The organism is Blastococcus sp. SYSU DS0828, assembly GCF_054050975.1.
In genome coordinates this window covers 60,196-86,143 of the sequence record NZ_JBJHAK010000008.1, presented here as the reverse complement: position 1 = coordinate 86,143, position 25,948 = coordinate 60,196, and the positions used below count along the sequence as shown (strand labels likewise).

Here is a 25,948-nt window from a genome sequence, read left to right as displayed (position 1 = left end):
TCACCACTCTGCCCAGTCGGGGCGGCCGGCGTCGAGTTGCCACACGAGGACCGCGGACGCCGGGCCGGTGCCCACCGGCCCGGCGTCGTGCCGTCGCACGCCGGAGGCGTCGGCGACGAGCACCAGCCCCGGGGGCGGCGCGACCTCCTCCCCCGCCTGCGGGCGGGCCACCCACAGCCGGGCGTCCCCGCGGCCCAGGTCCAGCCACCCACCGGGCGACCGGTGCACCGCGTGCGTCGCGGGCTCCGCGGGAGCGGCGCTGCGCAGGTAGCACTGCAGCACCCGCGCTCCCCGGTCGCCGGCCACCTCGTCGTGGACCAGCCCATCCCCCGCGCGGAGCACCGCGACGTCACCGGCGGTCAGGTCGACCCCCGGGCCCCACCGGTGGCGCAGGGCCCCGTCCAGGACGACGGCGACGACGTCGACCGCCCGGTGCTCGTGCCGGCCGTAGCCGGCGCCCGGCCCGAGCCGGTCGTCGGCGATCCGCAGCAGCGGGCCCAGCGAGCCGTCGTCGGGCGCCAGCACCACGCGGGAGTCGAGGCCGCTCACCGCGGCGCTCCCGCCGTCCCCGCGAGCACCGGCCGAGGCATGGTCCACACCTGCACTCTCCCCAGTCCCGGGGGGCGTGACACGCTGACCCGGTGAGCCGGGTGAGCAACCGCCCGCCGAGCGACGCGACGCTGCGGCGGCTGGAGCGGGCGTCGGGGTCGTTGGCCACGCAGGCCGTGGCCCGGATGGACGAGGACCTGCCCTGGTTCCGGGCCATGCCGGCCGACCAGCGCTCGTGGGTCACCCTCGTCGCCCAGGCCGGCATCGCATCGCTCGTCGAGTGGTGCCGCAACCCCGGGCGGCCCCCCCGCCTCACCGGCGAGGTGTTCGGGGCGGCACCGCGCGAGCTGGTGCGGGCCGTGGCGCTGAAGCAGACCGTCGACCTCATCAAGGTCACGGTCGAGGTGACGGAGGAACGCGTCGCATCGGTCGCCGAGCCCGGCGACGAGGAGGCGCTGCGGCTCGCCGTGCTGCAGTTCAGCCGCGAGGTCGCCTTCGCCACCGCACACGTCTACGCCACCTTCGCGGAGAACCGGGGCGCCTGGGACGCGCGCCTGGAGGCGCTGGTGGTCGACGCGCTGGTGCGTGGCGAGCGTTCCGAGGAGCTCTCCGGCCGGGCCGCGGCGCTGGGCTGGGCCGCCGGCACGCCGGCGCTCGTCGTCGTGGGGGCGACGCCGACCGGGCACGACGATCCGCACGGGGCCGTGCGCCGGGCCGCCCGCGGGCTGGGCTGCGACGTGCTGGTCGGCGTGCACGCCGACCAGCTGGTGGTCGTCCTGGGCGGCACCGGCGACCTCGAGGCCGCTGCGGAGCGGGTCGCGGACGACTTCGGTGCGGGTCCGGTGGTCACCGGCCCGGTCGTGGACGGGCTGGGACGCGCCGCCGTCTCCGCCGCCGCGGCGCTGGCCGGGCTGCGGGCAGCGGCCGCCTGGCCGGAGGCGCCGCGCCCGGTCGCGGCGGACGCCCTGCTCGCCGAGCGCGCGCTCGACGGCGACCCACTGGCCCGCACCGCCCTGCACGAGCACGTGGCCGCGCCGCTGCGCTCGGCCGGTGGCGGGGTGCTGGACACGGTGCGCGCGGTGCTGAGCAGCGGGGGCAACCTCGAGGCGAGCGCCCGGGCGATCTTCGTGCACCCCAACACCGTGCGGTACCGGCTGCGGCGGGCCGCGGAGCTCACCGGGCTGTCGGCGACCGACCCCCGGGGCAGCTGGACCCTGCAGGTGGCCCTCGCGCTCGCCGCGCTGGACCACGACCGCTCCCTCTGGCACTGACCCGGACGGTCCGGTTCCCACCACAGGAACGCGCCTCGAGCCCCTGAACCCGCGCGTGTTTTGGAGGAACTCGACAAAGATCACCAGGGTGCTTTCGTGCCCGGCCGCCGCGCGCGGGACCGGTGATCACTGGCACGGTGGTGGGGTGCTCGCCGTCCTCGCCCCGGGTCAGGGTGCGCAGAAGCCCGGGATGCTGACCGACTGGCTCGACCTCCCCGGCGCCGAACCGTTCTTCCGCTGGGCCGGCGCGATCGCCGGCGCGGACCTGCTCTCCCTGGGCACGACCGGCGACGCGGAGGCGATCAAGGACACCGCGGTCACCCAGCCGCTCGTGGTCGCGATGAGCCTGTTCGTCGCCCGCGAGCTGGGTGGGCTGCCGGGGCCGGTGGCCCACACCCCGCACACCGGGCGCGACGTCGTCATCACCGGGCACAGCGTCGGCGAGCTCACCGCCGCGGCGCTCGCCGGCGTGCTGAGCGTCGAGGCGGCGATCGCGCTCACCGCCGTCCGCGGCCGTGCCATGGCCGCCGCCTGCGCACAGACCCCCACGGGCATGTCCGCCGTCCTCGGCGGCGACCCCGACGAGGTGCTGGCCGCCATCGAGGAGCACGGCCTGAGCCCCGCCAACATGAACGGCGCCGGCCAGATCGTCGCCGCCGGATCGCTGGAGGGTCTCGCCGCGCTCAAGGCCGACCCGCCGGCGAAGGCGCGGATCATGCCGCTCTCGGTCGCCGGCGCCTTCCACACCTCGTACATGGCCAGCGCCCGCGAAGAGCTCGAGGGCCTGGTCGGTGGGCTGCGCCCGGCCGACCCGAGCCGGCTGCTGCTGTCCAACGCCGACGGCGCCGCGGTCGACAGCGGCGCCGAGGTGCTCTCCCGACTGGTCACCCAGGTCACCAGCCCGGTGCGGTTCGACGCCTGCCTGGCGACCATGCGGGAGCTGGGCGTCACCGCCGTGATCGAGCTGCCGCCCGCCGGCGCCCTCGCCGGCCTGGCCAAGCGGGAGTGGAAGGGCGCCGGCATCGAGGTGCTCGCCGTGAGCACGCCCGCCGACCTCGACCGGGCCCGCGAGCTGATCGAGGCCGAGCGCGGCCGCGCGGAGGCCGAGCACCTGCCCGACTGGCGGATGGTCGTCGCGCCCGCCCGCGGGACGGTGAGCCCTGCGGAGATCGCCGAGGGCACCCACCTGCCCGCCGGCACCCCGCTCGGCTGCATCCGCGGCCGCCGGGAGGAGGTCAACGTCTCCGCCGGCTACGACGGCGTGCTGGCCGAGTGGCTGGTGCACGACGGTGACCTCGTCGACGCCGGCGACCCGATCGCCCGGCTCTACCCGGAGGTGTCCTCGTGACCCGACTCCAGCTCCCGGTCGGCGCCCCCGGTGCCCGCATCCTCGGCTTCGGCAGCTACCGGCCCCGCCGTCGGGTGACCAACGCCGAGCTCGCCGAGCGGATGGACACCAACGACGAGTGGATCCAGGCACGGGTCGGCATCGCGGAGCGCCGCTGGGCCGAGCCCGACGAGACGCTCGTGGAGATGTCGGTCGCAGCCGGCGGCAAGGCGCTGGCCGCCAGCGGCCTCGACGCCGGCGACATCGACCTGGTGCTGCTCGCGACCACCAGCCCGCCGAAGGCGATCCCGGGCCTCGCTCCGCGGATCGCCCACCAGCTCGGCGTGCCCCGGCCCGGCGCCTTCGACGTCAACGCCGGCTGCGCCGGCTGGTGCTACGCGCTCAGCGCCGCGGCCGACGCCATCCGCAGCGGCACCGCGCGCAACGCCCTCGTCATCGGCGGCGAGCGGCTGACCGACTACACCAACCTCGACGACCGGGCGACGGCGGTCATCTTCGCCGACGGGGCCGGCGCCGCGGTCGTGACCGCGTCCGACGTGCCGGCCATCGGCCCCGCCGTGTGGGGCAGCGACGGCGACCTGCACGAGGCGATCGCCATCCCCGAGAACGAGACCGGCATGAGCATGGCCGGCCAGGCGGTGTACCGCTGGGCCACCACGAAGCTCACCGACACCCTGGTCGAGGCCATGCGCCGCGCCGGCGTCGGCCCCGACGACATCGACGTGTTCGCGCCGCACCAGGCGAACCTGCGGATCATCGAGCTCATGGCCAAGCGGCTGAAGCTGCCCGAGCGCACGGTCATCGCCCGCGACATCGTCCGCTCGGGCAACACGTCCTCGGCGTCCGTGCCGCTGGCGCTGGCGGCCCTGCTCGAGAGCGGCGAGGCCAGGAGCGGGGACGTCGCCCTCCTGCTCGGTTACGGCGCCGGCCTCACCTTCGCCGGCCAGGTGGTCGTGCTCCCGTGAGCCGCCCCACCCCAGTTCGCCGGGACACCGTGTCCCGGACGACGAACGGCCCTGTCCAGGGCACCGCCACGAGCGTGCGAGTGGCGGGCAGGACGGGGTCCTTCTACCGCACCATCCGAGAGAGAGGACCCGCGTGAGCACCCAGGAGATCCAGTCCGGTCTGGCCGAGATCCTGGAGGAGGTCGCCGGGGTGAGCCCAGCGGACGCCACCCCGGAGAAGTCCTTCACCGAGGACCTCGACGTCGACTCCCTGTCGATGGTCGAGATCGCCACCGCCGTCGAGGACAAGTTCGGCGTCGCCATCCCCGACGACCAGCTCGCCAACATCAAGACGGTGGGCGACGCGATCAGCTTCATCGAGAAGAACCAGGGCTGACCCCCTCGGGTCCCGCCGGCCGACCGCCGGCGGGACCCGATCCCCCCGATCCGGCCCACCCGGCCGTCGTCCGCACGAGGAGATCCCATGAGCCCGTCCACCACCGACGTCGTCGTCACCGGCCTGGGCGCCACCACGCCGCTCGGCGGCGACGTGGCCAGCACCTGGGACGCCCTGCTCGCCGGGCGCTCGGGCGTCAGCCGGATCACCGAGGAGTGGGTGCAGGAGTTCCCGGCCCAGCTCGTCGCCCGCCTGGCCACCGAACCCGCCGAGCAGATCGACCGGGTCCGCGCCCGCCGGCTCGACCGCAGCCAGCAGGTTGCGGTCGTGGCCGCCGAGCAGGCGTGGGCCGAGTCCGGGGCCGGCGACGCCGGTGTCGCCCCCGAGCGGATCGCGGTCGTCTTCGGCACCGGCATCGGCGGGGCGCTGACGCTGCTGGGCCAGGACGACGTCCTCGAGCAGAAGGGGCCCAAGCGGGTCTCCCCCTTCACCATCCCGATGCTGATGCCCAACGGGCCGGCGGCCGCTGTGGGCCTGGCCGTCGGGGCCAGGGGCGGCGTGCACGCACCGGTGAGCGCCTGCGCCTCGGGCGCCGAGGCCATCCGCTGGGGGCTGGACCTGCTGCGGTTCGACCGCGCCGACATCGTGCTCGTCGGTGGCGCGGAGGCCTGCGTCCACCCGCTGCCCATGGCCGGGTTCGCCGCCATGCGCGCCATGTCGACCCGCAACGACGAGCCCGAGCGCGCCTCCCGCCCGTTCGACAAGGGCCGGGACGGGTTCGTCCTCGGCGAGGGCGCGGCCGCGCTCGTGCTCGAGCGGGCCGACTCCGCCGCCGCCCGCGGAGCGCGCGTGCACGCCCGCCTGGCCGGCGCGGGCGCGACCGCCGACGGCTACGACCTGGTGGCCCCCCACCCGGAGGGCGAGGGCGCCGGACGGGCGATCGCCGCCGCGCTGCGCGACGCCGGCCTCTCCCCCGCCGACGTGGGGCACGTCAACGCCCACGCGACCTCCACCCCCGTCGGCGACACCGCCGAGGCCGCGGCCATCCGCTCCTCGCTGGGCGAGCACGTGCTGGTGAGCGCCACCAAGAGCCAGACCGGCCACCTGCTGGGCGCCGCCGGCGCCCTGGAGTCGGTGTTCACGATCCTGGCGCTGCGCGAGCAGATCGTGCCGGCGACGGCGAACCTCGACGACCCCGACGACGACGCCGCCGTGCAGGCCCTCGACATCGTCCGCCGGGAGCCGCGCCGGGCGCAGCTGACCGCGGCGGTCAACGACTCGTTCGGCTTCGGCGGGCACAACATCGCGTTGGTCTTCACCACCGCCTGAAGAAGGACCCCGTCCCTCTCACCCCTCGCAGGCTCGGGGCGAGCCTCCGGACGGGGCCACACGATCCGGAGGAACCCGTGACGACAGTCCAGGCCGCGCCCGCCGTGACGGCCCCCGACCCGCGTGACCCGGAGGACCGGCTGCGGCGGTTCTTCGACGCCGACTCCATGCAGCTGCTCGGCACCCGGGACACCTCCGGGGTGCTGGCCGCCCGCGGCGCGGTGTCCGGCAGCCAGGCCGTCGCCTTCTGCACGGACGCCACGGTGATGGGCGGCGCGATGGGCATCGACGGCTGCCGGCACATCGTCGACGCCATCGACACCGCCTTGCGCGAGCGCGTGCCGGTCATCGGGATCTGGCACTCCGGCGGCGCCCGCCTGGCCGAGGGCGTGACCGCGCTGCACGCCGTCGGCGAGGTCTTCGCGGCCATGGTCCGCGCGTCCGGGCGCATCCCGCAGATCTCCGTGGTGCTCGGCCCCGCGGCCGGTGGGGCCGCGTACGGCCCGGCGCTGACCGACCTGGTGATCATGGGTCCGGCCGGCCGGGTGTTCGTCACCGGGCCGGAGGTCGTCCGCTCGGTGACCGGCGAGAACGTCGACATGGAGAGCCTCGGCGGCCCCGACACGCACGGGCGGCGCAGCGGGGTGGTGCACGTGGTCACCGACTCCGAGCCCGCCGCCCTGGAGACCGCCCGGCTGGCCGTCGACCTGCTCGCGGCGCAGGGCAGCTTCGCCCCGGCCGCCGAGGAGGCGGGGAACGACCTGGCGGCGCTGCTGCCCGAGCAGACCAACCGGGCCTACGACGTGAAGCCGCTCGTCTCCTCGGTGCTCGACGAGCCGGGCCTGGAGCTGCACCCCCGGTTCGCGCCCAACGTCGTCACCACCCTGGGCCGGCTCGCCGGGCGGACGGTCGGCGTGATCGCGAACAACCCGCTGCGGCTCGGCGGCTGCCTGGACTCCGCGTCGGCGGAGAAGGCGGCGCGGTTCGTGCGCATGTGCGACGCCTTCGGCATCCCGCTGGTGGTGCTGGTCGACGTGCCCGGCTACCTGCCGGGCGTGGGCCAGGAGTGGGACGGCGTCGTGCGCCGCGGCGCCAAGCTCCTGCACGCGTTCGCCGAGGCCGTGGTCCCGCGCGTGACGCTGGTGACCCGCAAGTCCTACGGCGGCGCCTACATCGCGATGAACTCCCGCTCGCTGGGCGCCACGAAGGTGTTCGCCTGGCCCGGCGCCGAGGTGGCCGTCATGGGCGCCAAGGCGGCGGTCGGCATCCTGCACCGGAAGAAGCTGGCCGCCGCCCCGCCCGGTGAGCGCGAGGCGCTGCACGCGCAGCTGGCCGAGGAGCACGAGCGGATCGCCGGCGGGGTCAACCGGGCGCTGCAGATCGGCGTCGTCGACGAGGTGGTCGAGCCGGCCCGGACGCGGCAGCGGCTCATCGAGGCGCTCGCCGGAGCACCGCTCGGTCGCGGGGCGCACGGCAACATCCCGCTCTGACGAAGGACCCCGTCCTCCTCACGCCTCGCACGCTCGGCGCGAGCCTCTGGACGGGGCCGTTCCAGTACCTCACCACGTGGAAAGGCCGTCCCGGCGCCGCTTCCCCGACGGCGCCCGGACGGCCCGCTCCAGGCTACGACGACTCCCCGACCAGGCCGGGAGTGTCGTGCCCCGATCGTGACCTTCAGACGACCTGGTGCAGCCAGGTGACGGGGCTGCCGTCGCCGGCGTGCCGGTAGACCTCCAGGTCGGCGTCCCACGCGGCGCCCAGCAGCTGGTCGACGCCGTGCCGGAACGCCTCGACGGAGGACGCCGTCGCCGCGAGGTGCCGCAGCTGCTGCTCGGTGACGATGAGGTCGCCGTTGGCGCTGGTGGGCGCGCGGAAGACCCCGTGCCCGGGCACGTAGGACATGCGCTCGCCGTCGTTGCCGTGGCTGGCTTCCTCGGTCACCTCGAAGCGCAGCATCGGCCACGCGCGCAGCGCAGCCACCAGCTTGGCGCCGGTACCGGGCGAACCGGTCCACGCCACTTCGGCACGGTAGGCACCGTGCGCCGCGGGCTGCTCAGCCCACGACAGGGAGACCGGCGCGCCGACGACGCGTTCCAGCGCCCACTCGACGTGCTGGCAGAGCGCCTTCGGGCACGAGTGCACGAAGACGACACCCTGGGTTGACCGTCGCTGCACCGGGCACCTCCATCGACTCGATCGGTCTCGTCTTCCCCTACGGACCCATCGATTCGGTGACGCGCCGTTATCGGCAGTGGCGGAGCAGGGCTCCCGCGACAAGTTTGCACGATGGTGCCCCCATCGCGCCAGCCCGGCTGCGACTCCTGGGACGAAAGTGACAGTTGCGCTCGCCCGGCCGCCGGTGCACCGCTTTGTCGCTGGTCAGCGGGCAATACCATCTGTTACTGGCGGCGTCCACATGCGTCAGCGAATTCACAGGTCCGCCCGGCGGGCCGGAACCATACCGGCCCACGAGGGCTCGGAACGCGAGCGGCCGCGCCCCAGAGCGTCGTTACGCACGGTAGTCGGCGTCCGGGGCGCTCATCCACCCCCAGACGCCTGCGACCAGCGCGTCCTTCTCGCCGCCGACCACGGTGCGTAGCGTCAGGGCCACGCGGCGTGGACGGATCCGGCTCAGGAGTCCAGGACCCCCACCCGGTCGCCGCCGGTGCTCTTCGCCCGGTACATGGCGACGTCGGCCCGGTGCACAGGTCCTCGACGTCGTCGCCCGGCTCGGTACAGGCCGGACCGCAGGCCGACCAGCACGGCCGGGACCGCCGGGCGCGACCGTCGTCCGCAGGCGTGGCCCCAGCCCGCTCGGCGGTCGCGCGCCGGTGTCTCGCTCACGGAGGGGCGATCGGTCCGCGCCCGCCGCCGCGTGACGGCGCGCTCACCCGGGCGGGTGACCGGCGCCACGGTGCGCCGTGCCTGCCTCGCGCGGCCTCCGGGTAGGGCCTCCGCGTGGGCGGACACCAGGGCATGGCCGAGGCGGGCCGCGACGCGGTCGCGGGGATGGTGCTGGACGCGTGGGACGCCTTCCTCGCGCAGGCGGAATCGGTGGACCTCGACCGCCGGTCCCGGCTCCCCGGGTGGCGGGCCCACGAAATCTGCGTGCACCTGGGCTGCTGGGACGACCACACCGCCCTGCCCGACCTCATCGCCTCGGCCCGGACCGGCGGCGCCGGCACGCCCCCCGACCCGGACGCGGTCAACGCTCGGGTGACCGCCGCCCACCGCGACGCCTCCCGTGCGGAGGTGCTGGCCGCCCTGCGCCGCAACCGCGAGGCGACGGCCCGCTACCTGACCGACGAGCCGGTGGAGCTCGACACCGCACCCGCGGTCTCGGTCGTCGGCCGGTTGCCGCTGCTCAGCGTCGTCCTCGGACAGGCCTACGAGCTCGCCGTCCACGGGCTGGACCTGGTGTCCTGCGGTGCGCCACCACCGCCTGGCCCCGTGTTGCAGTCAGGGCTCGCGGCGCTGACCGACGTGACCGGCGCACTGGCCGCCTCGTCGGGCATCGCCGGCCGCGTCAGCCTGGTGACACCCGACGGCGGCTGGGGGTTCACCGCGGACGACGACGGGTGGCGGGTGCGACGGGTGCCGCCGGGTGTCGTCGAGGGCCCGGCCGTGGAGGCAACCCCCGAGCTCCTGCTCGACGCCGCCGCCGGCCGGGTGAACCCGGTACCGGCGGTGGCCCGCCGCAGACTGAAGGTCCACGACGTGCCCGGGCTCCTGCAGCTGGCGCCGATCGTCCAGCAGGTGCCGGGCATCCCGGGCGGACCGATCCTTCAGCTGGCCGCCCGCACCGTGGGCGGGGCCGGCGGCGCGCTGGGGCGGTTCTTCGGCGGGCGCTGACCCGCGTCCTCGCCCACCTGCTCGCCGGTGCGGGATCGGTACCTCGACACGGCCGCACCGGCAAGCAGCAGCAGCACCAGCACGATGACCACCGGGGCGACCGTGGCGGTCGGCATCCAGGCGACGACCGCGCCGGCCGAGGCGCCGGCGCCCACTTGCACCACCGTGCCGGGTACCAGTCCGACGGCGGTGGCGATGCCGTAGGTCAGCGGCCGTACAGCGCTCAGGCCCGCCGCGTAGTTGACCAGGACGAAGGGCACCATCGGGACCACCCGGCTCAGCACCACCGCGACGAAGCCCCGGTCGCTGGAGAACCGGTCCACGCGGCCGAGCCGCGGCCCCGCCAGCCGCTCCACGGCCGGGCGACCCAGGCCCCGCGCGAGCCAGAACGCACCGGTCGCCGCCAGGAAGGCACCGGTGTAGGCGACCGCGAAGCCCGCGCCGAACCCCAGGACCGCTCCGGTCAGCGCCGCCAGCACCGACCGTGGGACGGGCGCGAGCAGGACCACCCCCTGCGCGGCGATCAGCAGCAGCCACGTCCGGAGGCCGCCGCCGTCGGCCCACGAGCGGACCTGCGCCAGGGTGGGCACGTCGACGGCGAGGGCGGCGACCACGCCGGTCGCGAGCAGCGCGACGAGGAGCCACGCCCGCAGCCACGGGCTCGCCCCCGCCGTCGTCCGCACGTGCTCATCCTGACCGATGGCGTCAACCAGCCTCAGCCGCAGCTGCCGCCGAGGGTGATGCCGCGCTGGGCCAGCCACGGCACCGGGTTGGACCGGTTGGCGTACAGGCCACCGAGGTGCACCTCGAAGTGCAGGTGCGGGCCGGTGGACTGGCCCCGGTTGCCCACCTCGGCGATCTGCTGCCCACCGCTGACGACCTGGCCCGGCGAGACGAAGAACTGGTTCACGTGCCCGTAGACGGTGATGGCCCCGTCGTGGTGCTGGATGGCGACGGCGAGGCCGAACCCGCTGGCCGGCCCGGCCTGCAGCACGACCCCGGGCTCCGGCGTGAAGATCGGGGTGCCGATCGGCGCGGCGATGTCCACGCCGAGGTGCTGGGTACCCCACCGGCTGCCGTAGCAGGAGGTGACCCGCCCCTGGGTGAGCCGGCCGGCCCCGGCGGTCGCGGGAGCCGCCGCCACGGCCGCCTGCTCGGTGGCCTGCTGCTCGGACCAGGCGGCGACGGGGTCGGCCGTGCCGCGGAGGCTGAGCATGCGGATCTCCGCCTCGCGCAGCTGCTCGTCCAGCGCCGCCTTCTCGGCGGTGAGCGCATCGAAGTCGGTCTGCGCGGCCGCGAGGAGGGCGTCGACCTCCGCCTGCATGCCCTGGGCCTTGCGCGCTGCGGCATCCCGCTCGGCGACGGCGGCCTTCGCCTCCTGGTCGAGCCGGGCCTCGCGGGCCTCGGCCACCCGCAGGTCCTCGAGCACCTGCGCGCGATCCTCACCGAGGAGATCGAGCGTCGCGGCCTGCTGGAGGAGCTCCCCCGGGCCGTCGGCGTGCAGCACCATCTCCAGCTGCTTCATGGACTTGTCGCTGCCCATGTAGGCCTCCCGGCCGAGGGCGGCTACCTCACCCTGGGTACTCGCCACGGCCTCCCGGACGGCGGCGAGCTCGGCGGCGATGGCGTCGGCGTGCTCGCGGGCGCGGTCGAGCTCGGCCTGCGCGGCGAGCACGGCGCCGCTGGCCTCCTCTGCCCGGAGGGTGAGCTGCTGCAGGCGCTCCTCTGCGTCGCGCACGCGCTGCTCGATGTCGGCGACCTCCGCCTCGACGCGGTCGTGCTCGCTGCGCGCGTCGCCCGGCGCGGCCGCCGCGGTCGACGTCCCGAGCAGTGCGAGCGCCAGCAGTGCGGTGGCGGCGGTGGCCGCCCGACGGGTGCGGCTGAGGGCCCGGCGCGCGGGCGCGGCCGGGACGTGGTGGCGCAGGTGGTGCGAGGTCGCCAAGGCGACGGTCTCCGTTCCTCTATCCGCCTACCAGGTCAGCTGACGGGTTCGGGCCGGAACATGCCCTACCTGCCTGCCCGTGGTGGCGCAGGCGGGATTCACCCCAGAGAACGTGGGTCCCCGGTCCCCGCGGCGGTGAGGCCGCAGAGTTCGGCGGGGCCCGTCCGAGCCCCCGGGTTTCGGGAGCGGGATCGGATGGGCCGCGAGAGACGGTACAAGCGGATCGCCCGAATGTCACAGGGGGGTAACGGACCTTGTCAGTTCGCCCCACCGGCCCCAGGACGTGGCTGCGGCGCCGCGGCGCCGTCTGGCAGGCTGGCGGGTCCGGGGCGGTAGCTCAGCTGGTCAGAGCATGGGACTCATAATCCCTGGGTCGTGGGTTCGAGCCCCACCCGCCCCACCTCTCCCATGCCAGCGGTGTCGTGCCTGGCGCTCGCGCCTCCCTGTCCGCGTGAGCAAGGACACGGCTCCCAATGGGTGTAGGCGCCTCGGCGTCAGCGGTGCGCCACACCGGCGCCGCGGCCGGAAGGCGACCGGCGCGCCTCTGCACCGCCGCCTTCATGACGTGGCGTAATTGATGCGTGACAGAGCGTTCAGCCGCCGTCGGTTCGACCGGTGGTGTCACCGCCGCAGCCCCGGACGCGGCGTCCGAGCGGCATCTGCAGCGCCTGCCCGGCTCCCCTCGAGGGCCGGTCTCGTGCTCGCCGTCGCCACCGCCGTCCTGACCGATGCCGGCGGCGGCGTCCATGCCGCCGACCGCCTCGTCCAGACCCCGCTCGACCTGATCTGAGGACCGACGCCATGAACAAGCGCAACCTGGCCGTCCTGGCGGCCCTGACCCTGATCGGCGGCGCCGGACTCGCCGACGCCGTCCTGGCAGCCCCTCGGCCCGTCACATCGCACACGCAGGCCGCCGCCGTGCTGCTCCCCCCGGCCGATCTCACCGGCGAGGCCGTCGATCAGCGGGCTTCGCTGGACTGGACGGGGGTGCCCGGGGCCCGCGACTACCTCGTCATCGACGTCACCTCCGGCGCCGCCGGTCGCATCGTGGGCTCCACCGGCGCCACCGCCTGGACGTCGCCCCGGCTGCCGCTGTCCACCCCGCGGTACGCCTTCGTGGTCGTGCCGCGGGACCACGCCAAGGTGCAGGGTGAGCGGACGGAGCCGGTGCACATCTACCCCGGCGGCCAGCCGGCCGAGGCGGCCCCGGTCACCACGACGCCCCCGCCCGAGCCCACCACCACCGAGCCGCCGGCGCCGTCCACGGAGCCCACCACGCCCCCGACGACCACGACGCCGACGACCACGACGCCCCCGCCCGCGACCGAGCCCGAGCCCGAGCCCGAGTCCGAGCTGCCCGCCGTCCAGCCCACGCGGGTCTGGGGCTACGACGCCACGACGCTGGTCCCCGGCCCCTGGCCCGAGATCCACGCCCTCCGGTCGGACCAGTACGGCACCACCACGGCCAACCCGTACCCCGGCTCGGAGCGCACCGCCTTCTTCACCGTGCAGCGCGGCGACACCGGCTGGAACGGCACGCACGGCACCCTCCGCTCCGAGGTCCGCGACTCGATCGCCGCCTCCGGCGACGTCCGGCCCGGCGACGAGCAGTGGTGGGCCTGGTCCACGTTCTTCCCGGCCGACTTCGACTGGGACGAGCGCGGCCAGTTCCTGATCTACACGCAGTGGCACCAGACGGTGAACTCCGGCAACCCCAACGTGCACTTCTGGTCGGACGTGAACGAGAACCTCATGGTCGACGTCCGGGGTGGCACGGGCGGCAGGACCGCCGGCGACGCGCAGTACGTCCGGACCTTCAACCTCGGCACGATCGACAAGGGCGCCTGGAACGACCACACCGTCCGGTTCATCTGGTCCCCCGACCCGGCGAAGGGCCTCATCGAGGTCTGGCACCAGGGCGAGAAGGTCCTGTCCGAGCGGGTCGCCAACCTGTACGAGGGGCAGTCCGTCTACATCAAGCAGGGCATCTACTCGGCGGCCGGGACCTACCGGACGCACTACCTCCAGCACTCCCCGATCGGCTTCGGCCCGACGCGCGAGTCCGTCGCGTCACTGAACGCGATGGACTGACCTGCTCGGCTCGCCGGGTCCGGCGAGCAGGCCCGACCGTCATGGGGTCGCTGCCCGCAGTCCGGAGCTCTCCGGACTGCGGGCAGCGCGCGGCCCCTGTGGTCGGCGTCTAGGTCACGGCATCCGCCACCAGGTCGGCCAGGGCGCGGGCGCCCGCCTCCGTCGGATGGACCCCGTCCCGGGTCAGGTCGCGGTCACCCAGCACGCCGGCGAAGTCCACCAGCTCGACGCCCGTCCTGTCCGCCAGCCGGCGGACCGCGGCATTCAGGGCCGTGGCGTCCGTGTCCGTCCACGGCTGCACCGTCGCCAGCAGCACCGTGCCCGCGGCCTCCTGCCCCAGCCGGACCGCCCGGCGCAGGTTCGCCACCGTCTCCCTCGTCGGCACCCCGAGGCGGAGGTCGTTCGTGCCGGCCTGGATGACCAGGACGTCGACCCGCGGCGCGTCGGCCTCGAGACGCCCCAGCACCTCCGCCGCCGTCTCCCCGGCCACGGCCGCGTTCGCGCCGTCGGTGAACTCGTCGGAGCAGACGAGGTGGGAGTACCAGGAGCGGCCGCCGTGGAAGCCGAACCGGGGCTCGCTGTCCGCGCGGCTGATCGAGTCCCCGTACACCGCCAGCGACCGGCTCCCCTCGTCGCCCACCCACGTGACGCACTCCGCGTGCACGGCGCCCCGGGCGACGACCCGCGTCGGGCTGCCCGGGATCAGGACCGACAGGACCAGGGCGAGCCCGACGATCCCGCCGGTGATCGCGATCGTGCGCCGCCGCGACATGCCTCAGGACGCTAGCGGACCGCACGCCTCCTCCTCAGCCCGCGACCAGCAACCACAGCGGCACGGTCCCGAGCGCGGCCGTCGTCGCCAGGGAGATGTGCGCGGAGACGAACCCGCCGTTGCCGCCCATGCGGGCCGTCAGCACGTAGGACGCCGTGGCGGGCGGCACGACGGCGAACGCGAGGACGACGGCGCGCTGGTCGCCCTCGATGCCCAGGAGCGCCACGAGGGCCAGCGCCGCCGCGGGCACCGCGAGCAGCTTGACCGCCGTCAGGTAGCCGGAGAGCGCCCACTCCCGGCGGGCCAGCTCGCCGATCCGCAGCGCCGCACCCACCGTCAGCAGCCCCATGGGCACGGCCGCGGCGGCGATCCGGCCGAGCGTGGCGTCGACCGGTTCCGGCAGCACCACGCCGGCGGCGTTGCCGGCGAGCCCGGCGACGGTCGCCACGATCAGCGGGTTGCGGACGACGGCCCCGAGCACGCCGAGAACGGCGCCGCGTCCGCTCGCCGCAGTGGTGCCTCCCGCGAGCGCCAGCACCGCGAGGACGTTGACCGCGGGCACGGTGACGCCCAGCAGGACGCCCATCAGCGCGAGCGCGGCCGGCCCGCGGTCGTCGACGAGGGCCAGCGCCAGGAAGGAGTTGAAGCGGAACGCCGTCTGCCACCCCGAGGCCGCGGTCACCCGGTCGATGCCCGGGAACCACCGCACGAGCGCGCCGAGCAGCGCGCCCGCCGCGATCGCCCCCACCGCCGCCAGCAGGGCCACCCCCGTACCGGCCGCGGCGACGTCGGCGGCGAGCGTGGTGCGGAGCAGCAGGGCCGGGAACAGCACGAAGTACACGAGGCGCTCGAGCTCCGCCCAGAATCCCGGGGACCGCCAGGCCCAGCGGCGCAGCACCAGCCCCAGGACGATGAGGGAGAACTCCGGCAGCACCACCGCCGCCCCCTGCACCACGGCAGACTAGCCAGCGCGGCCACGTCACCTCCGGCCGATCTCGTAGACGTGCGCGACGACCGACGCCGGCTCGCCGGGCGGCACCAGGAAGGGCGCGGCGGCGGCGCGGAACGCGGCCAGCGACGGGTCCTCCCCGGCATCGACCGCCCGGGCGGCGGGCCGGTACGCGGCCCCGATGGCGTGGTTGTCCGCGACGCTGCCGTGCTGCGCCGCGAAGGTCACGGTGGTGACGTTCGGGCTGTCGTCGTTGGCGCGGCTGTCCAGCTGCGGGACGAGGTCGTGGCGGTTCTCCAGCGCGAGGAGCTGCACCTCCGGCGGGACGTCGACGCGGGCGACGGGTGCCCCGACGGTGACCACGGCGCGCACGTCGAACCCGAAGCCCGGGCCGCCGGCGTCCGCGGCCGCCTGCGCGGCCACCATCCCGCCCTGGCTGTGCCCGACCAGCAGCACGGGGTCCGACGGCTCCGCACCGGCCCGGTGGAGCGCCTCGGCGATCCCCGCCTGGCGCGTCGTCGTGTCACCGCCGAGCACCCGGAGGCTGGTCCCGAGGTCGTGGGTCCGCGGGTGGACCGTGCCCGACGGCGCGTTCCAGACGCCGGTGCCGGGGATGTCGACGACGTAGGCGGTGCCACCGTCGGCGCGGGTGAGCACCCGGACGGCGATCGTGTCGCGCGCCGGGCCGGACTTCCGTGCCCGGACCTCGAGCGCGCCCAGCAGGTCGTCGATCCCGCGGGGTGGCGCGGTCGCTGGACCGCTGACGTCGTCGGGCAGCCGCGTGACCACCGGGGCCCCGTCGGGCCAGAGCCGTCCGAGCCGGCGGGCCGCGGCGCCGACGTCCTCACCGCCGAGCCAGCGGCCGGTGGGGCCGACCGCGAGACCGCCGGCCATGGTGGCCGCACCGGGCAGCGCGCCCATCGCGTCGTCGACCAGCCCCGGGCGGTCGGTCAGCCAGCGCTCGGGGTCGGCGAGCAGCGCGGTGACGTCGGCGGCCGCGCCGGTCGGGTCGCTGACGGCCCGCCCGGCAGTGCCCAGGACGAGGGCCGCCGTCGTGACCGGCCAGAGGCAGCCGGCCGCCCACTCCAGGTCGTCGGCCAGCTCGGCGAGCGCGCGGTCGGCCGCCTCGTAGGCCGCGGCCGCGTCCTCCAGCGCGACGGCCCGCGCCGCGAACCGCACCGCGAGCGCGGTCAGTCCGCGCGGACCGTCCAGCGCCTCCAGCAGGGCGGCACCCACCCGCGCCACGCCCGCAGGGTCCAGGAGCGCGGAGGCCAGCAGGTCGGGGTCGGCGAGCACCAGGTGGCACGCCGCGCTGGTGCGGGCGAGCAGTTCGGCCAGGCCCGCGCTGCTCCGTCCCAGGGTGACGAGGTCGGCGAGCTCCGCCTCGACGCCGCCGGCCCCGCCGCTGACCGAGAGCTCGGGGGCGGTCACCACAGGCCCGCGCCGCTCAGCCGGGCCGGCACCGCGCGCCAGGCGTCGGCACCCGCCTCGGGGAGTCCGCCCAGAACCTCACCCACCTGCTCGAGCGCGTTCTCCCCGCGGGCGGCCCGTTCGGCCAGCCACGACCGGACCGCCCGCTCCGCCCGGGCGATCGCGGCGAGCCGGGCGCGCACCTCGTCGGCGTGCCGGCGCAGCAGCTCCGCGGCCCGCTCGATCGCCTCGGCCGCGGCGTCGACGTCCGCGCAGTACCGCGCCTGCTGGCGCCGGTACGCCGTGGCGGCGTCGGACACCCACTGGGCCCGCCGGCCGTCGCGCCGGTGCTCCTCCCCCGCTTCCCGCACCTCCCGCGCACGCCGCACGAGCTCGGCCGCCAGCGCGTCGAGCGCCTCGGGGTCCCCGTACCGGATCACCGCCGCTCCTCCCCTGGTCCCGCGATCGAGGCGGAGACGTCGAGGCGGAGGCTAGGAGCGCGGGCGCACCCCGCGACGGGCTCCGGTCGGGCCTGTGGGAAGCCACCGGGGCTGTTGATGGATGCTGACCGGGTGACCGGCGAACCCGTTACCGACGCCCACGTGCAGGCCGTCCTGGACATCCCGCTCCACCGGTTCCTCGGGGTGGAGCTGCGCGACGCCGGGAACCCGGCGGCCGGCATCCGCTTCCCGGTGGGCCCCGCCGCGCAGAACCCGGCGGGGCTGCTGCACGGCGGCGTCGTCTACGCCCTCCTCGACGTCGCCTCGTTCCTGGCGCTGCTGCCCTCCCTCGGCGACGGCGAGCACGCGGTCACCCACGACGTCTCCGCCTCGCTGCTGCGACCGGTGGCCGCCGACTCCACCGTGGAGGTGACGGCGACCGTGCTGCGCCGCGGCCGGGCGGTCGCGTTCATGCGGGCGGAGGCCACCGTGGACGGCGTCCTCGTGGCGACCGGTCAGGTCACCAAGACCGTCGTCCCCCCTCGCTGAGGGGCCTCACCACAGCGAGAGCGACCGCCGGAAGATGCCGGCGAGGTCGTCCTCGGTGACGGCGCGCGGGCAGGTGGCCAGCAGCCGCTGCTGCTTCATCGCGCCGTCGACGAGGTCGGGGATGTCCGACTCGCCGAAGCCGACGGCACCCACCCCGTTGGGGATGTCGATGTCGCGCATCAGGTCGGCGAGCACGGTGGGCAGGAACTCCGCCAGGTCCGCGGGGCGGTCGGCACCCGGCGCCAGCAGCTCGGCCGCCCGGACGTGCCGCTCCGGGGACGCCTCGAAGGTGAACCGGAAGGCCTCCGGCGCGGTGAGGGCGACCGACATCCCGTGCGGGACCATCGCCTCGTCGCCCGGGTAGTCCTTGGGGTGGAAGTCCTTCACCTGCCCGGCGATGGGATAGGCATTGGCGTGCGGGATGTGCACGCCGGCGTTGCCGAAGCCCATGCCGGCGAAGGTGGCCGCGATCGCCATGTCCGACCGCGCCTGGACGTCGTCCCCGTTGCGGACGGCGGTGCGGAAGGACCCGGCGAGCAGGGTGAGCGCCTTCTCCGACCACATGTCCGAGATCGGGTTGGAGCCGCAGTAGGGCACCCGCTCCTCGGGGGACTTGTGCTCGTAGGTGGTGTACCAGCGGGCGGTGTAGCTCTCCAGCGCGTGGCAGAGGATGTCCATGCCCGACGCCGCGGTCACGCCGGAGGGCTGGCTGCGGGTGAGGTCGGGGTCGATGACGGCCAGGGTGGGGCGCAGCCGGGCGTGGCTGATGCCGGTCTTCACCCGGGCCGAGATCACATCCATCACGCAGATCGTCGTGCTCTCCGACCCGGTGCCCGTCGTCGTCGGGACGGCGACCAGCGGCTTGAGCGGCTCCGACGGCGCCTGCCCCTTGCCGACCGGGACGTTGACGTAGTCCATCAGCTCACCGGGGTTGGTGGTGAGCAGGTTGATCGCCTTGGCCGTGTCGATGCTCGACCCGCCACCGACGGCGACGAACGCGTCCCAGGGACCCGACGACCGGGCCTCGTCGATGGCAGCGACCAGGCTCTGGTCGGTCGGCTCGACGTGGACGCCGTCGAACACCCGCGCCTCGATGCCGAACTGCGCCATCTGGTCGGCCACCCGCTGCGGGTGCCCGGTGGCCGCGACCCCCGGGTCGGTCACGACGAGGACCCGCCGCACGCCGTACCGGCTGAGGTCGAAGCCGATCTCGTCGGAGGCGCCGTTGCCGAACTTCAGCTGCGGGGCCCCGTAGGTGAAGACGGACTCGGGGTTGCCGGGCACGGTGCTGGTGGTCAAGGGGGCTCCCTGCGGCTCGGTCGGCGTCGGTTGCACCGAATGTTGCACGCCGGTTGTGGTCGGCACCACAGCGGCGAATAGTCCAGGTCACCGCCCCGCCCGTCGACGGACGGGCCGTCGACCAGCTCTGGAGGCATCCGTGACCGACACCCCCACGACCGCGCCCTACCTCGGTGAGCTCCTGAAGGACGCGCCCACCAACTGGGGCAAGTGGGGGCCCGACGACGAGGTCGGCGCGCTGAACTACCTCGGCCCCGAGCAGGTGCTCGCCGCGGTCAAGCTCGTGCGCTCGGGCAAGGTCTTCACGCTGCAGCGCCTCATCGGTGACCCCAAGGGCGACCCGGTGTGGCCCGGCCGCACCCCCGCCGTGCGCACCCAGGTGCTGGACGAGAGCGACTGGGACGAGGGGGGCAAGGGCGCCCAGTACCCCGGCGGCCTGCACTACGCCGACGACAAGATCGACGCCTACCTCCAGGGCTCCACCCAGTACGACGCCCTCGGCCACCTCTGGTACGACGGGAAGATCTACAACGGCTACGACGCCCGGACCACGGTCGGCGGGCTGGAGAAGGCCAGCGTCGCGCCGATCGCCGAGCGCGGCGTCGTCGGCCGTGCCGTGCTCCTGGACATGGCGCGCTTCCGCGGCAAGCCCACCCTCGACAAGGGCGAGACCTTCACCCACGAGGACCTCGTCGCCTGCGCCGAGGCGCAGGGCACGCCCATCCAGAAGCGCGACATCCTCGTCATCCGCACCAACTTCCTGCAGCTCTTCCACGAGCAGGGCGAGGCCTTCTACGAGGGCTTCAACGAGCCGGGGCTGGTCTACTCCCCCGAGCTGGTGCGGTGGTTCCAGGACATGGAGATCCCCAACCTGGTCACCGACACGATCGCCAACGAGGTCACCTTCGACCCCAACAACGGCGTCGCCCTGGTGCTGCACAACGCGCTGATGCGCAACCTCGGGGTCACCCTCACCGAGATCGCCGACCTCGAGAAGCTGGCCGCCGACTGCGCCGAGGACGGGCAGTACGCGTTCCTGTACGTCGCCGCCCCGCTGAAGGTCGCGAAGGCGGCCGGCACCCCCGTCAACCCCGTCGTCATCAAGTGAGGCCGCGGTCGTGACCGGCTACGACGACCGGCCCTGGCTGGCGCTCTACGGCGACCAGCCGGCCGACTACCCGATCGAGTACGACACCGCCCTGGACATGTTCCGGGCCGGGGTCGAGCGGGACCCGCTGGGCGTCGCGCTGCGGTACTTCGACGGGACGATCACCCGCCGGGAGCTCGACGAGCTCAGCGACGCGCTCGCCGTCGGCCTGCTCGAGCGCGGGTTCGGGCCGGGCGACCGGCTGGCGGTCTACCTGCAGAACGTGCCGCAGTTCGTGATCGCCATGGTCGCCGCCTGGAAGGCCGGCGGGATCATGGTGTCGATCAACCCGATGAGCCGGGCCCGCGAGCTCTCCTACCTGCTCGCGGACTCCGGGGCCACGGTGCTGCTGGCCCTGGAGACGCTCTACGACGAGGTCGCGCGCGAGGTCGTGCCGGACACCGACGTCCGCCTCGTCCTCACCACGAGCGAACTGGAGTTCCAGACGCGGGACGACGAGCGGCTCTTCGCCGGCATCAGCCGGCAGCGGCACGAGGGGACGACGGACTTCGCCGAGTTCGTCGCCGTCCACCGCGGCCGGGTGCCACCGCCGGTCGGCCTGCGCTCCGACGACGTGGCGTTCCTGACCTACACCTCGGGGACCACCGGCGTGCCCAAGGGCGCGATGAACACCCACCGGAACGTGGTCTTCACGGCACAGGTCTACCGCGACTGGGTGCACGCCGGCCGGGACGGCGCGATCTTCGGCGTCGCCCCGCTGTTCCACATCACCGGGCTGATCGGGCACATCGCGGTCAGCCTGCTGGTGCCGGCGCCGCTGGTGCTGGCCTACCGGTTCGAGCCCCAGGTCGTGCTCGACGCCTTCGCCGAGCACCGCCCGACGTTCACCATCGGGGCGATCACCGCGTTCAGCGCACTGCTCAACGCCCCGGGCTTCACGCGTGACCACTTCGACTCGTTCACCTCGATCTACTCCGGCGGTGCGGCCATCTCGCCGACCGCCGAGCAGAACTTCCTGGCCGCCACCGGCAAGCAGGTGCACAACGCCTACGGCCTGACCGAGACGACCTCGCCGATGACGGTGACGCCGTTCGGGTCGCCGTCGCCGGTGGACCCGGTCTCGGGTGCGCTGTCGGTCGGTGTCCCCGCTCCGAACACGGTGGTGCGCATCCAGGACGACGACGGCCGCGACCTGCCCCTGGGCGAGATCGGCGAGATCGTCGCCGAGGGGCCGCAGGTCGTGGCCGGCTACTGGGGCAAGCCGGAGGAGACGGCGGCCGGCCTGCCCGGCGGTGCGCTCAAGAGCGGCGACGTCGGCTTCATGAACGACGAGGGCTGGGTGTTCATCGTCGACCGCAAGAAGGACATGATCAACGCCTCGGGCTACAAGGTGTGGCCGCGGGAGGTCGAGGACGTGCTGGCCGAGCACCCCGCCGTCCGCGAGTCGGCGGTGGTCGGCGTGCCCGACGAGAAGCGCGGCGAGACCGTGAAGGCGTTCGTCAGCCTCAAGCCAGGGGCGAGCACGACGTCGGAGGAGCTGATCGCGCACTGCAAGGAGCGCATGGCCGCCTACAAGTACCCGCGCAGCGTGGAGCTGGTCGACGAGCTGCCCAAGACGGTGACCGGCAAGATCCTGCGCCGGGAACTGCGGGGTCGGTGACGCCTCCGAGAAACGAGGGCGGTGCCGTTTCGGAAGCCCTCCCGGATCGCCCACCGGACGGCTAGCGTCCAGCTGCTCCTTCCCGGCCGTTCCCCCGGCTCGTCGATCCTGGCGGTGATGACGATGACCACCCCGCCCCAGCCCCCCGCCGGGGCTGTCCCGGTCCCGGGGGTGGATGCCGCGGCACCCACCTCGGGCGCCCCCGGGGTGCGGCGGCCGTCGCCGGTCCCCCGGGATCCCTCGGCCGTCCGGCACGCGGCGCCGGCACGCGGGCGCTTCGTGCCGAGGCGGGCGACGGCTCCGACCTCGCCATCGACCCGCCGCGCCGCGGAGGCGGCGGCCCTCCGCCGGTTGCGTGCCCTGGGCGTGGTGACGGGCGGGCTCGGGTCCGCCGCGCTGGTCGCGCTGAGCGGGGCCGGCCTGCCCGCGGCCGGGTCCGCCGGCCTGCAGGTGGCGGCGGACGACCGGGCGGAGACGCGGATCTGGCTGCTCCCCCCTGAGGGAGGCAGCGGCATGGGGCCGCTTGTGATCCCGACCATCGGCGCTCTCCCACCCGGCGACGAGGACTGGTTCCTGCCCGGTGCTCCCACCGCCGGCGTTCCCCGCCCCGTACCGCCGGCCCCCGGGGACGCGGGAGGGCGGCCCGCGCCGCCGTCTCCGTCGCCGTCGCCGACCCAGACGCCGGAGCGATCCCACGACGACCCGGGCGAGCCGCTCGACGAGGAACCCGCCGGCGACCCGGTCCCCGCCGCCGTCGAGGCCACACCCTCCCCCGGCCCCACGTCAGCTCCGTCCGCGTCCCCGGACCCGGCGTCCTCGCCACCGCTGCCCGCCCCGGCACCCCTGACCACCCCGGCATCGCCGGCGGTGCCGCCACCCGGCGAGCCGCCCACCGAGCCCCCCTCACCGCCGTCCACCGAGCCACCACCCACCGAGACGCCCGAGCCACCACCCACGGAACCGCAGCCCACCGAGACCCCCGAGCCACCACCCACCGAGACCCCCGAGCCACCACCCACCGAGACCCCCGAGCCGGCCGTGGTCCTCGTGCCCGGTGCGCCGCTGGAGGTGCGGGATCCCGCGACGAGCGACCTGGTCCTCACCGTCACGGTGGAGGAGGTGCTGCCCGGCGTGAGCTGCGCCGACGCCGCCGTCGTCCCCAGCAACGGGTCGCTGGTCGCGGTCCGGATCACGGTGACCACCGGCGCCGACCTCTCCGCGTTGGGGAGCGAGCGCAGCGTGGCGGCCGGGGACTTCCGCCTGGTCGGGGACGACGGCACGGTCGTCGCCGGCGGCTCCCCGGCCGGGGTGTGCGACACCGGCGCGGCGCCCTTCCCGGCGGCTCCGCTCGGACCGACCCAGGAGCTCACCGGCACGGTGGTGCTGGACGTGCCCGGGCTGTCGGGGACCGTGCTCTACCGCCCGGGGTGGCTGGCCCCCGGAGACGAGTGACGACCGGGGGGCGGCGGGCGCCGCACTGCGGCAGGGTGGGGGCATGACGACGGAGCACGAGACGCCGCAGCCCCGCGACATCGCCCTGGAGCAGGAGTCGCCCGAGATGGCGGCATCCCTGGAGGAGCAGAGCGCGCCCCGCGAGGCCCCGCAGGGCGACGAGGGCGACGTCGAGGGCCACCCCTCCTAGGTGCGCCGGACGGCGGTCAGCTGCCGGGCCGGGATGCGGCCGGCCGCGACGTAGTACAGCGTCGTCCCCACCGCGAGCGGGGTGTCCCAGGGCGGGCTCACCGCGAGCCCGTCGGGGCCGCGCACCGCCAGCACGGTCGCCCCGAAGGCCTCGCCGAAGTGCCGCTGGCACTCGCCGAACGTCGCGTGCGGGAAGCCGGCCGGCACCGTCAGCGAGTAGGTGTTCCGCCCGCCGTGGGTCATCAGCTCGCTGTAGACCTGGGTGATGCCAGGGTCGTTGGCCTCCTCGGTGAGCAGGGACGGCATGTGCCACTGGACGCCCTGCACGCCGGCGCTGACGTAGCGCAGCGTGTCTCGCCGCTCGAGGTCGCGCAGCGCCGCGACGAGGTGGCCCCCGGGGTGGGCGTGCTCGGCGGCCACCACGACGGCGAGCGTCTCGTTGTCATCCCGCACGTCGACGACCACCGTCCGGGCCCGCGGCACGCACGCCCGATGCATGACGTCCTCGTGGGTGAGGTCGCCGCGGACGAAGTGCACCGCCGGCTGGTCGGGCATGGGGTTCTCCATGACGTCCTCCCAGGCGCACAGCGCGACCTGGGTCCGCCCCTCGGCGGTCAGCTCGGCGACGATCCGCTCGGTGCGCCCGGGCCAGTAGCCCAGCAGCACCACGTGGTCGGACAGGTCCAGGGGAACCACACCTCTCAGACGGCGGCCCCGCAACGACTGCAGGGCCTCGGACAGCCGGGTGAACAACAGGGTCAGGGTGACGATGCCGCCCACGATCACGTAGGCGCCGATGACCCGGCCGACGACGGAGCTGGGGAAGACGTCGCCGTAGCCCACGGTCGCGGCGGTGACGAGGAAGTACCACCAGTAGGTGCCCGGCGCGGTGATGTCGCTGCCCACGGGCTCGACCAGCGCCATCGCCAGCCAGCTGGAGAGGAAGACGAACACCGCGACCGCCAGCGGCAGCCGCCAGCCGGTCAGGCGCAGCCGGACGAACCGCGTGAAGCGGTGGAGGAGGAACGGCAACGGAGCTCCAGGGGCAGGGACCGGGACGACGCAAGCTACCGCGGCGCGCCCCGGGCAGTGCCGCACCGACCACGCGCCGCGACCAGCGCGATCAGCAGCCGCGCCGCCCCGGCGACGCACCGGACGACGGGCAGCATGCACCTGTTCGTCGTACGTTCGGGACCGTGACCGTCGACAGCCCTGACTTCTACGCCATCGATGACCTCCTCGAGCCGGAGGAGATCGAGATCCGCGACCGGGTCCGGGCCTTCTGCGACGCAGAGGTCACCCCGCACATCAACGACTACTGGGAACGCGCGGAGTTCCCCTTCGAGATGGCGCAGAAGCTCGCCGGGCTCGGCGTCGTCGGCGGCACCATCGAGGGCTACGGCTGCCCCGGCATGAGCAACGTCGCCGCGGGCCTGGTCGCCGCGGAGCTGGCGCGCGCCGACGGCAGCATCGGCACCTTCAACGGCGTGCACAGCTTCCTGGCGATGCAGTCGATCGCCGTCCTCGGCGACGAGGAGCAGCGCGAGCGCTGGCTGCCCGAGATGGTGCGCCTCGAGAAGATCGGGGCGTTCGGCCTGACCGAGCCCAAGCACGGCTCCGACGCCGTGGGCCTGGAGACCTCGGCCCGCCGTGACGGTGACGCCTTCGTGCTCAACGGGCAGAAGAAGTGGATCGGCAACGGCACGATCGCCGACTACGTGATCATCTGGGCACGCGGCGAGGACGGGAAGGTCGGCGGTTACGTCGTCGAGAAGGGCACGCCGGGCTACGAGGCGACGGTGATGACCGGCAAGACAGCGCTGCGCGCGGTGTGGCAGGCCGAGATCACCCTCACCGACGTCCGGGTTCCGGTCGAGAACAAGCTGGCCAACTGCCACTCGTTCAAGGACGTCTCCTCGATGCTCGACCGGACCCGCTACACGGTCGCCTGGCGGGCGCTCGGCCTGGCGACGGCGTCCTACGAGCTGGCCCTCGCCCACGCCCTGCAGCGCGAGCAGTTCGGGCAGCCCATCGCCGGCTTCCAGCTGGTGCAGGACAAGCTCGCCCGCATGCTGGCCGAGATCACGTCGATGCAGCTGATGTGCTGGCGGCTGTCGAAGCTCGCCGACGCCGGCCGGATGACGGCCGCCATGGCGTCGCTGGCGAAGATGAACCACGCGGCCAAGGCCCGGGCGATCGTCGCCGACGCGCGGGACATCCTCGGCGGTGACGGGATCCTGCTCGACCACCACGTCGCCCGTCACCACGCCGACATGGAGGCGATCTTCACCTTCGAGGGCACCGACTCGGTGCAGGCGCTGATCGTCGGCCGGGCGATCACCGGGCTGTCGGCGATCAGCGGCCGGAAGCCCGAGCAGCGCTGAGCTGGTCGGCCGG

General features: G+C 74.8%; 24 protein-coding genes, 1 tRNA gene and 1 riboswitch. Of the genes, 15 read left to right on the top strand and 10 right to left on the bottom strand.

The window, feature by feature from the left end:
- The gene (locus ACI79Q_RS08785; protein WP_456614553.1) at positions 1-549 is read right to left on the bottom strand and encodes a pirin family protein; all 549 of its coding nucleotides are present in this window, start codon (positions 547-549) and stop codon (positions 1-3) included.
- Positions 550-641: 92 nt separating this feature from the next.
- On the opposite strand from ACI79Q_RS08785, the gene ACI79Q_RS08780 reads away from it, so the two are divergent.
- The 6 genes from ACI79Q_RS08780 (at position 642) to ACI79Q_RS08755 (ending at position 7,328) form a co-directional block, all read left to right on the top strand.
- Entirely contained in the window at positions 642-1,820 is a 1,179-nt protein-coding gene (locus tag ACI79Q_RS08780) for a PucR family transcriptional regulator (RefSeq protein WP_456588985.1), read from the top strand.
- Positions 1,821-1,965: 145 nt separating this feature from the next.
- Positions 1,966-3,168 carry an acyltransferase domain-containing protein gene (locus tag ACI79Q_RS08775; protein ID WP_456599167.1) on the top strand — a complete coding sequence of 401 codons (1,203 nt, stop codon included), beginning with the start codon at positions 1,966-1,968 and terminating at the stop codon, positions 3,166-3,168.
- On the top strand, positions 3,165-4,133 hold the full coding sequence (locus ACI79Q_RS08770; RefSeq protein WP_456613000.1) for a beta-ketoacyl-ACP synthase III: 969 nt from the start codon (positions 3,165-3,167) through the stop codon (positions 4,131-4,133). The genes ACI79Q_RS08775 and ACI79Q_RS08770 overlap by 4 nt, the downstream gene beginning before the upstream one ends.
- A 133-nt stretch (positions 4,134-4,266) precedes the next feature.
- On the top strand, positions 4,267-4,509 hold the full coding sequence (locus tag ACI79Q_RS08765; protein WP_347060094.1) for an acyl carrier protein: 243 nt from the start codon (positions 4,267-4,269) through the stop codon (positions 4,507-4,509).
- 87 nt (positions 4,510-4,596) lie between these two features.
- Positions 4,597-5,838: a beta-ketoacyl-[acyl-carrier-protein] synthase family protein gene (locus tag ACI79Q_RS08760; protein ID WP_456588982.1), complete on the top strand. Its 1,242-nt coding sequence runs from the start codon at positions 4,597-4,599 to the stop codon at positions 5,836-5,838.
- Between the two features lie 77 nt (positions 5,839-5,915).
- Complete coding sequence (locus tag ACI79Q_RS08755; protein WP_456614552.1) at positions 5,916-7,328, top strand: acyl-CoA carboxylase subunit beta; 1,413 nt, start codon at positions 5,916-5,918, stop codon at positions 7,326-7,328.
- 184 nt (positions 7,329-7,512) lie between these two features.
- Here the strand turns inward: ACI79Q_RS08755 and ACI79Q_RS08750 are convergent, their stop codons facing one another.
- Complete coding sequence (locus ACI79Q_RS08750) at positions 7,513-8,013, bottom strand: DUF3145 domain-containing protein (protein WP_456588980.1); 501 nt, start codon at positions 8,011-8,013, stop codon at positions 7,513-7,515.
- Between the two features lie 783 nt (positions 8,014-8,796).
- On the opposite strand from ACI79Q_RS08750, the gene ACI79Q_RS08745 reads away from it, so the two are divergent.
- The gene (locus tag ACI79Q_RS08745) at positions 8,797-9,690 is read left to right on the top strand and encodes a maleylpyruvate isomerase N-terminal domain-containing protein (RefSeq protein WP_456614551.1); all 894 of its coding nucleotides are present in this window, start codon (positions 8,797-8,799) and stop codon (positions 9,688-9,690) included.
- On the opposite strand, the gene ACI79Q_RS08740 is transcribed toward ACI79Q_RS08745, so the two are convergent.
- Together ACI79Q_RS08740 and ACI79Q_RS08735 are read right to left on the bottom strand one after the other, a co-directional pair.
- Positions 9,624-10,373 (bottom strand): TVP38/TMEM64 family protein, encoded by a 750-nt coding sequence (locus ACI79Q_RS08740; protein ID WP_456614550.1) that lies wholly within the window; start codon positions 10,371-10,373, stop codon positions 9,624-9,626. The genes ACI79Q_RS08745 and ACI79Q_RS08740 overlap by 67 nt on opposite strands.
- Positions 10,374-10,405: 32 nt before the next feature.
- Positions 10,406-11,632: a murein hydrolase activator EnvC family protein gene (locus ACI79Q_RS08735; RefSeq protein ID WP_456588977.1), complete on the bottom strand. Its 1,227-nt coding sequence runs from the start codon at positions 11,630-11,632 to the stop codon at positions 10,406-10,408.
- Positions 11,633-11,642: 10 nt separating this feature from the next.
- Positions 11,643-11,798: riboswitch (cyclic di-AMP (ydaO/yuaA leader) on the bottom strand.
- Between the two features lie 160 nt (positions 11,799-11,958).
- On the opposite strand from ACI79Q_RS08735, the gene ACI79Q_RS08730 reads away from it, so the two are divergent.
- Both ACI79Q_RS08730 and ACI79Q_RS08725 read left to right on the top strand, forming a co-directional pair.
- Positions 11,959-12,032 (top strand) — tRNA-Ile (locus ACI79Q_RS08730).
- Positions 12,033-12,433: 401 nt separating this feature from the next.
- Positions 12,434-13,723, top strand: a complete 1,290-nt coding sequence (locus tag ACI79Q_RS08725) for a heparin lyase I family protein (RefSeq protein WP_456614549.1) — start codon at positions 12,434-12,436, stop codon at positions 13,721-13,723.
- Between the two features lie 109 nt (positions 13,724-13,832).
- Here the strand turns inward: ACI79Q_RS08725 and ACI79Q_RS08720 are convergent, their stop codons facing one another.
- Genes ACI79Q_RS08720 through ACI79Q_RS08705 form a run of 4 tightly spaced genes read right to left on the bottom strand, consistent with a single transcriptional unit; the run spans position 13,833 to position 17,294 of the window.
- A complete protein-coding gene (locus ACI79Q_RS08720; protein ID WP_456614548.1) occupies positions 13,833-14,495 on the bottom strand; it encodes an SGNH/GDSL hydrolase family protein in 663 nt (220 codons plus the stop codon).
- Positions 14,496-14,529: 34 nt separating this feature from the next.
- Entirely contained in the window at positions 14,530-15,447 is a 918-nt protein-coding gene (locus ACI79Q_RS08715) for an AEC family transporter (RefSeq protein WP_456614547.1), read from the bottom strand.
- 27 nt (positions 15,448-15,474) lie between these two features.
- Positions 15,475-16,875: an alpha/beta fold hydrolase gene (locus ACI79Q_RS08710; protein ID WP_456613006.1), complete on the bottom strand. Its 1,401-nt coding sequence runs from the start codon at positions 16,873-16,875 to the stop codon at positions 15,475-15,477.
- A complete protein-coding gene (locus tag ACI79Q_RS08705) occupies positions 16,872-17,294 on the bottom strand; it encodes a hypothetical protein (protein ID WP_456614546.1) in 423 nt (140 codons plus the stop codon). Before ACI79Q_RS08705 ends, ACI79Q_RS08710 begins: the two co-directional genes overlap by 4 nt.
- Positions 17,295-17,426: 132 nt before the next feature.
- Here ACI79Q_RS08705 and ACI79Q_RS08700 point away from each other — a divergent pair, with 132 nt between their 5' ends.
- On the top strand, positions 17,427-17,843 hold the full coding sequence (locus ACI79Q_RS08700) for a PaaI family thioesterase (protein WP_456588971.1): 417 nt from the start codon (positions 17,427-17,429) through the stop codon (positions 17,841-17,843).
- A gap of 6 nt (positions 17,844-17,849) precedes the next feature.
- Here the strand turns inward: ACI79Q_RS08700 and ACI79Q_RS08695 are convergent, their stop codons facing one another.
- A complete protein-coding gene (locus tag ACI79Q_RS08695; RefSeq protein ID WP_456588970.1) occupies positions 17,850-19,142 on the bottom strand; it encodes a hydroxyacid-oxoacid transhydrogenase in 1,293 nt (430 codons plus the stop codon).
- Between the two features lie 139 nt (positions 19,143-19,281).
- Here ACI79Q_RS08695 and ACI79Q_RS08690 point away from each other — a divergent pair, with 139 nt between their 5' ends.
- The 4 genes from ACI79Q_RS08690 (at position 19,282) to ACI79Q_RS08675 (ending at position 23,552) form a co-directional block, all read left to right on the top strand.
- Positions 19,282-20,250, top strand: a complete 969-nt coding sequence (locus ACI79Q_RS08690) for a cyclase family protein (RefSeq protein WP_456597691.1) — start codon at positions 19,282-19,284, stop codon at positions 20,248-20,250.
- 10 nt (positions 20,251-20,260) lie between these two features.
- Positions 20,261-21,910, top strand: coding sequence for an AMP-binding protein (locus ACI79Q_RS08685; protein ID WP_456614545.1), 1,650 nt, complete (start codon positions 20,261-20,263; stop codon positions 21,908-21,910).
- Positions 21,911-22,279: 369 nt separating this feature from the next.
- Positions 22,280-23,362, top strand: a complete 1,083-nt coding sequence (locus ACI79Q_RS08680) for a hypothetical protein (RefSeq protein ID WP_456614544.1) — start codon at positions 22,280-22,282, stop codon at positions 23,360-23,362.
- Positions 23,363-23,405: 43 nt separating this feature from the next.
- Positions 23,406-23,552: a hypothetical protein gene (locus tag ACI79Q_RS08675; RefSeq protein WP_456588966.1), complete on the top strand. Its 147-nt coding sequence runs from the start codon at positions 23,406-23,408 to the stop codon at positions 23,550-23,552.
- Here the strand turns inward: ACI79Q_RS08675 and ACI79Q_RS08670 are convergent.
- A complete protein-coding gene (locus ACI79Q_RS08670) occupies positions 23,549-24,583 on the bottom strand; it encodes an ion channel (protein WP_456614543.1) in 1,035 nt (344 codons plus the stop codon). The two genes, ACI79Q_RS08675 and ACI79Q_RS08670, sit on opposite strands and share 4 nt — an antisense overlap.
- Positions 24,584-24,747: 164 nt before the next feature.
- On the opposite strand from ACI79Q_RS08670, the gene ACI79Q_RS08665 reads away from it, so the two are divergent.
- The gene (locus tag ACI79Q_RS08665; protein ID WP_456588964.1) at positions 24,748-25,935 is read left to right on the top strand and encodes an acyl-CoA dehydrogenase family protein; all 1,188 of its coding nucleotides are present in this window, start codon (positions 24,748-24,750) and stop codon (positions 25,933-25,935) included.
- The last annotated feature ends 13 nt before the right edge of the window (positions 25,936-25,948 follow it).

Excerpts from the sequence above, each read along its gene's own strand:
- ACI79Q_RS08760 (WP_456588982.1), top strand. The coding sequence starts at position 4,597 with ATGAGCCCGTCCACCACCGACGTCGTCGTCACCGGCCTGGGCGCCACC.
- ACI79Q_RS08720 (WP_456614548.1), bottom strand. The coding sequence starts at position 14,495 with ATGTCGCGGCGGCGCACGATCGCGATCACCGGCGGGATCGTCGGGCTC.
- ACI79Q_RS08675 (WP_456588966.1), top strand. The coding sequence starts at position 23,406 with ATGACGACGGAGCACGAGACGCCGCAGCCCCGCGACATCGCCCTGGAG.
- ACI79Q_RS08725 (WP_456614549.1), top strand. The coding sequence starts at position 12,434 with ATGAACAAGCGCAACCTGGCCGTCCTGGCGGCCCTGACCCTGATCGGC.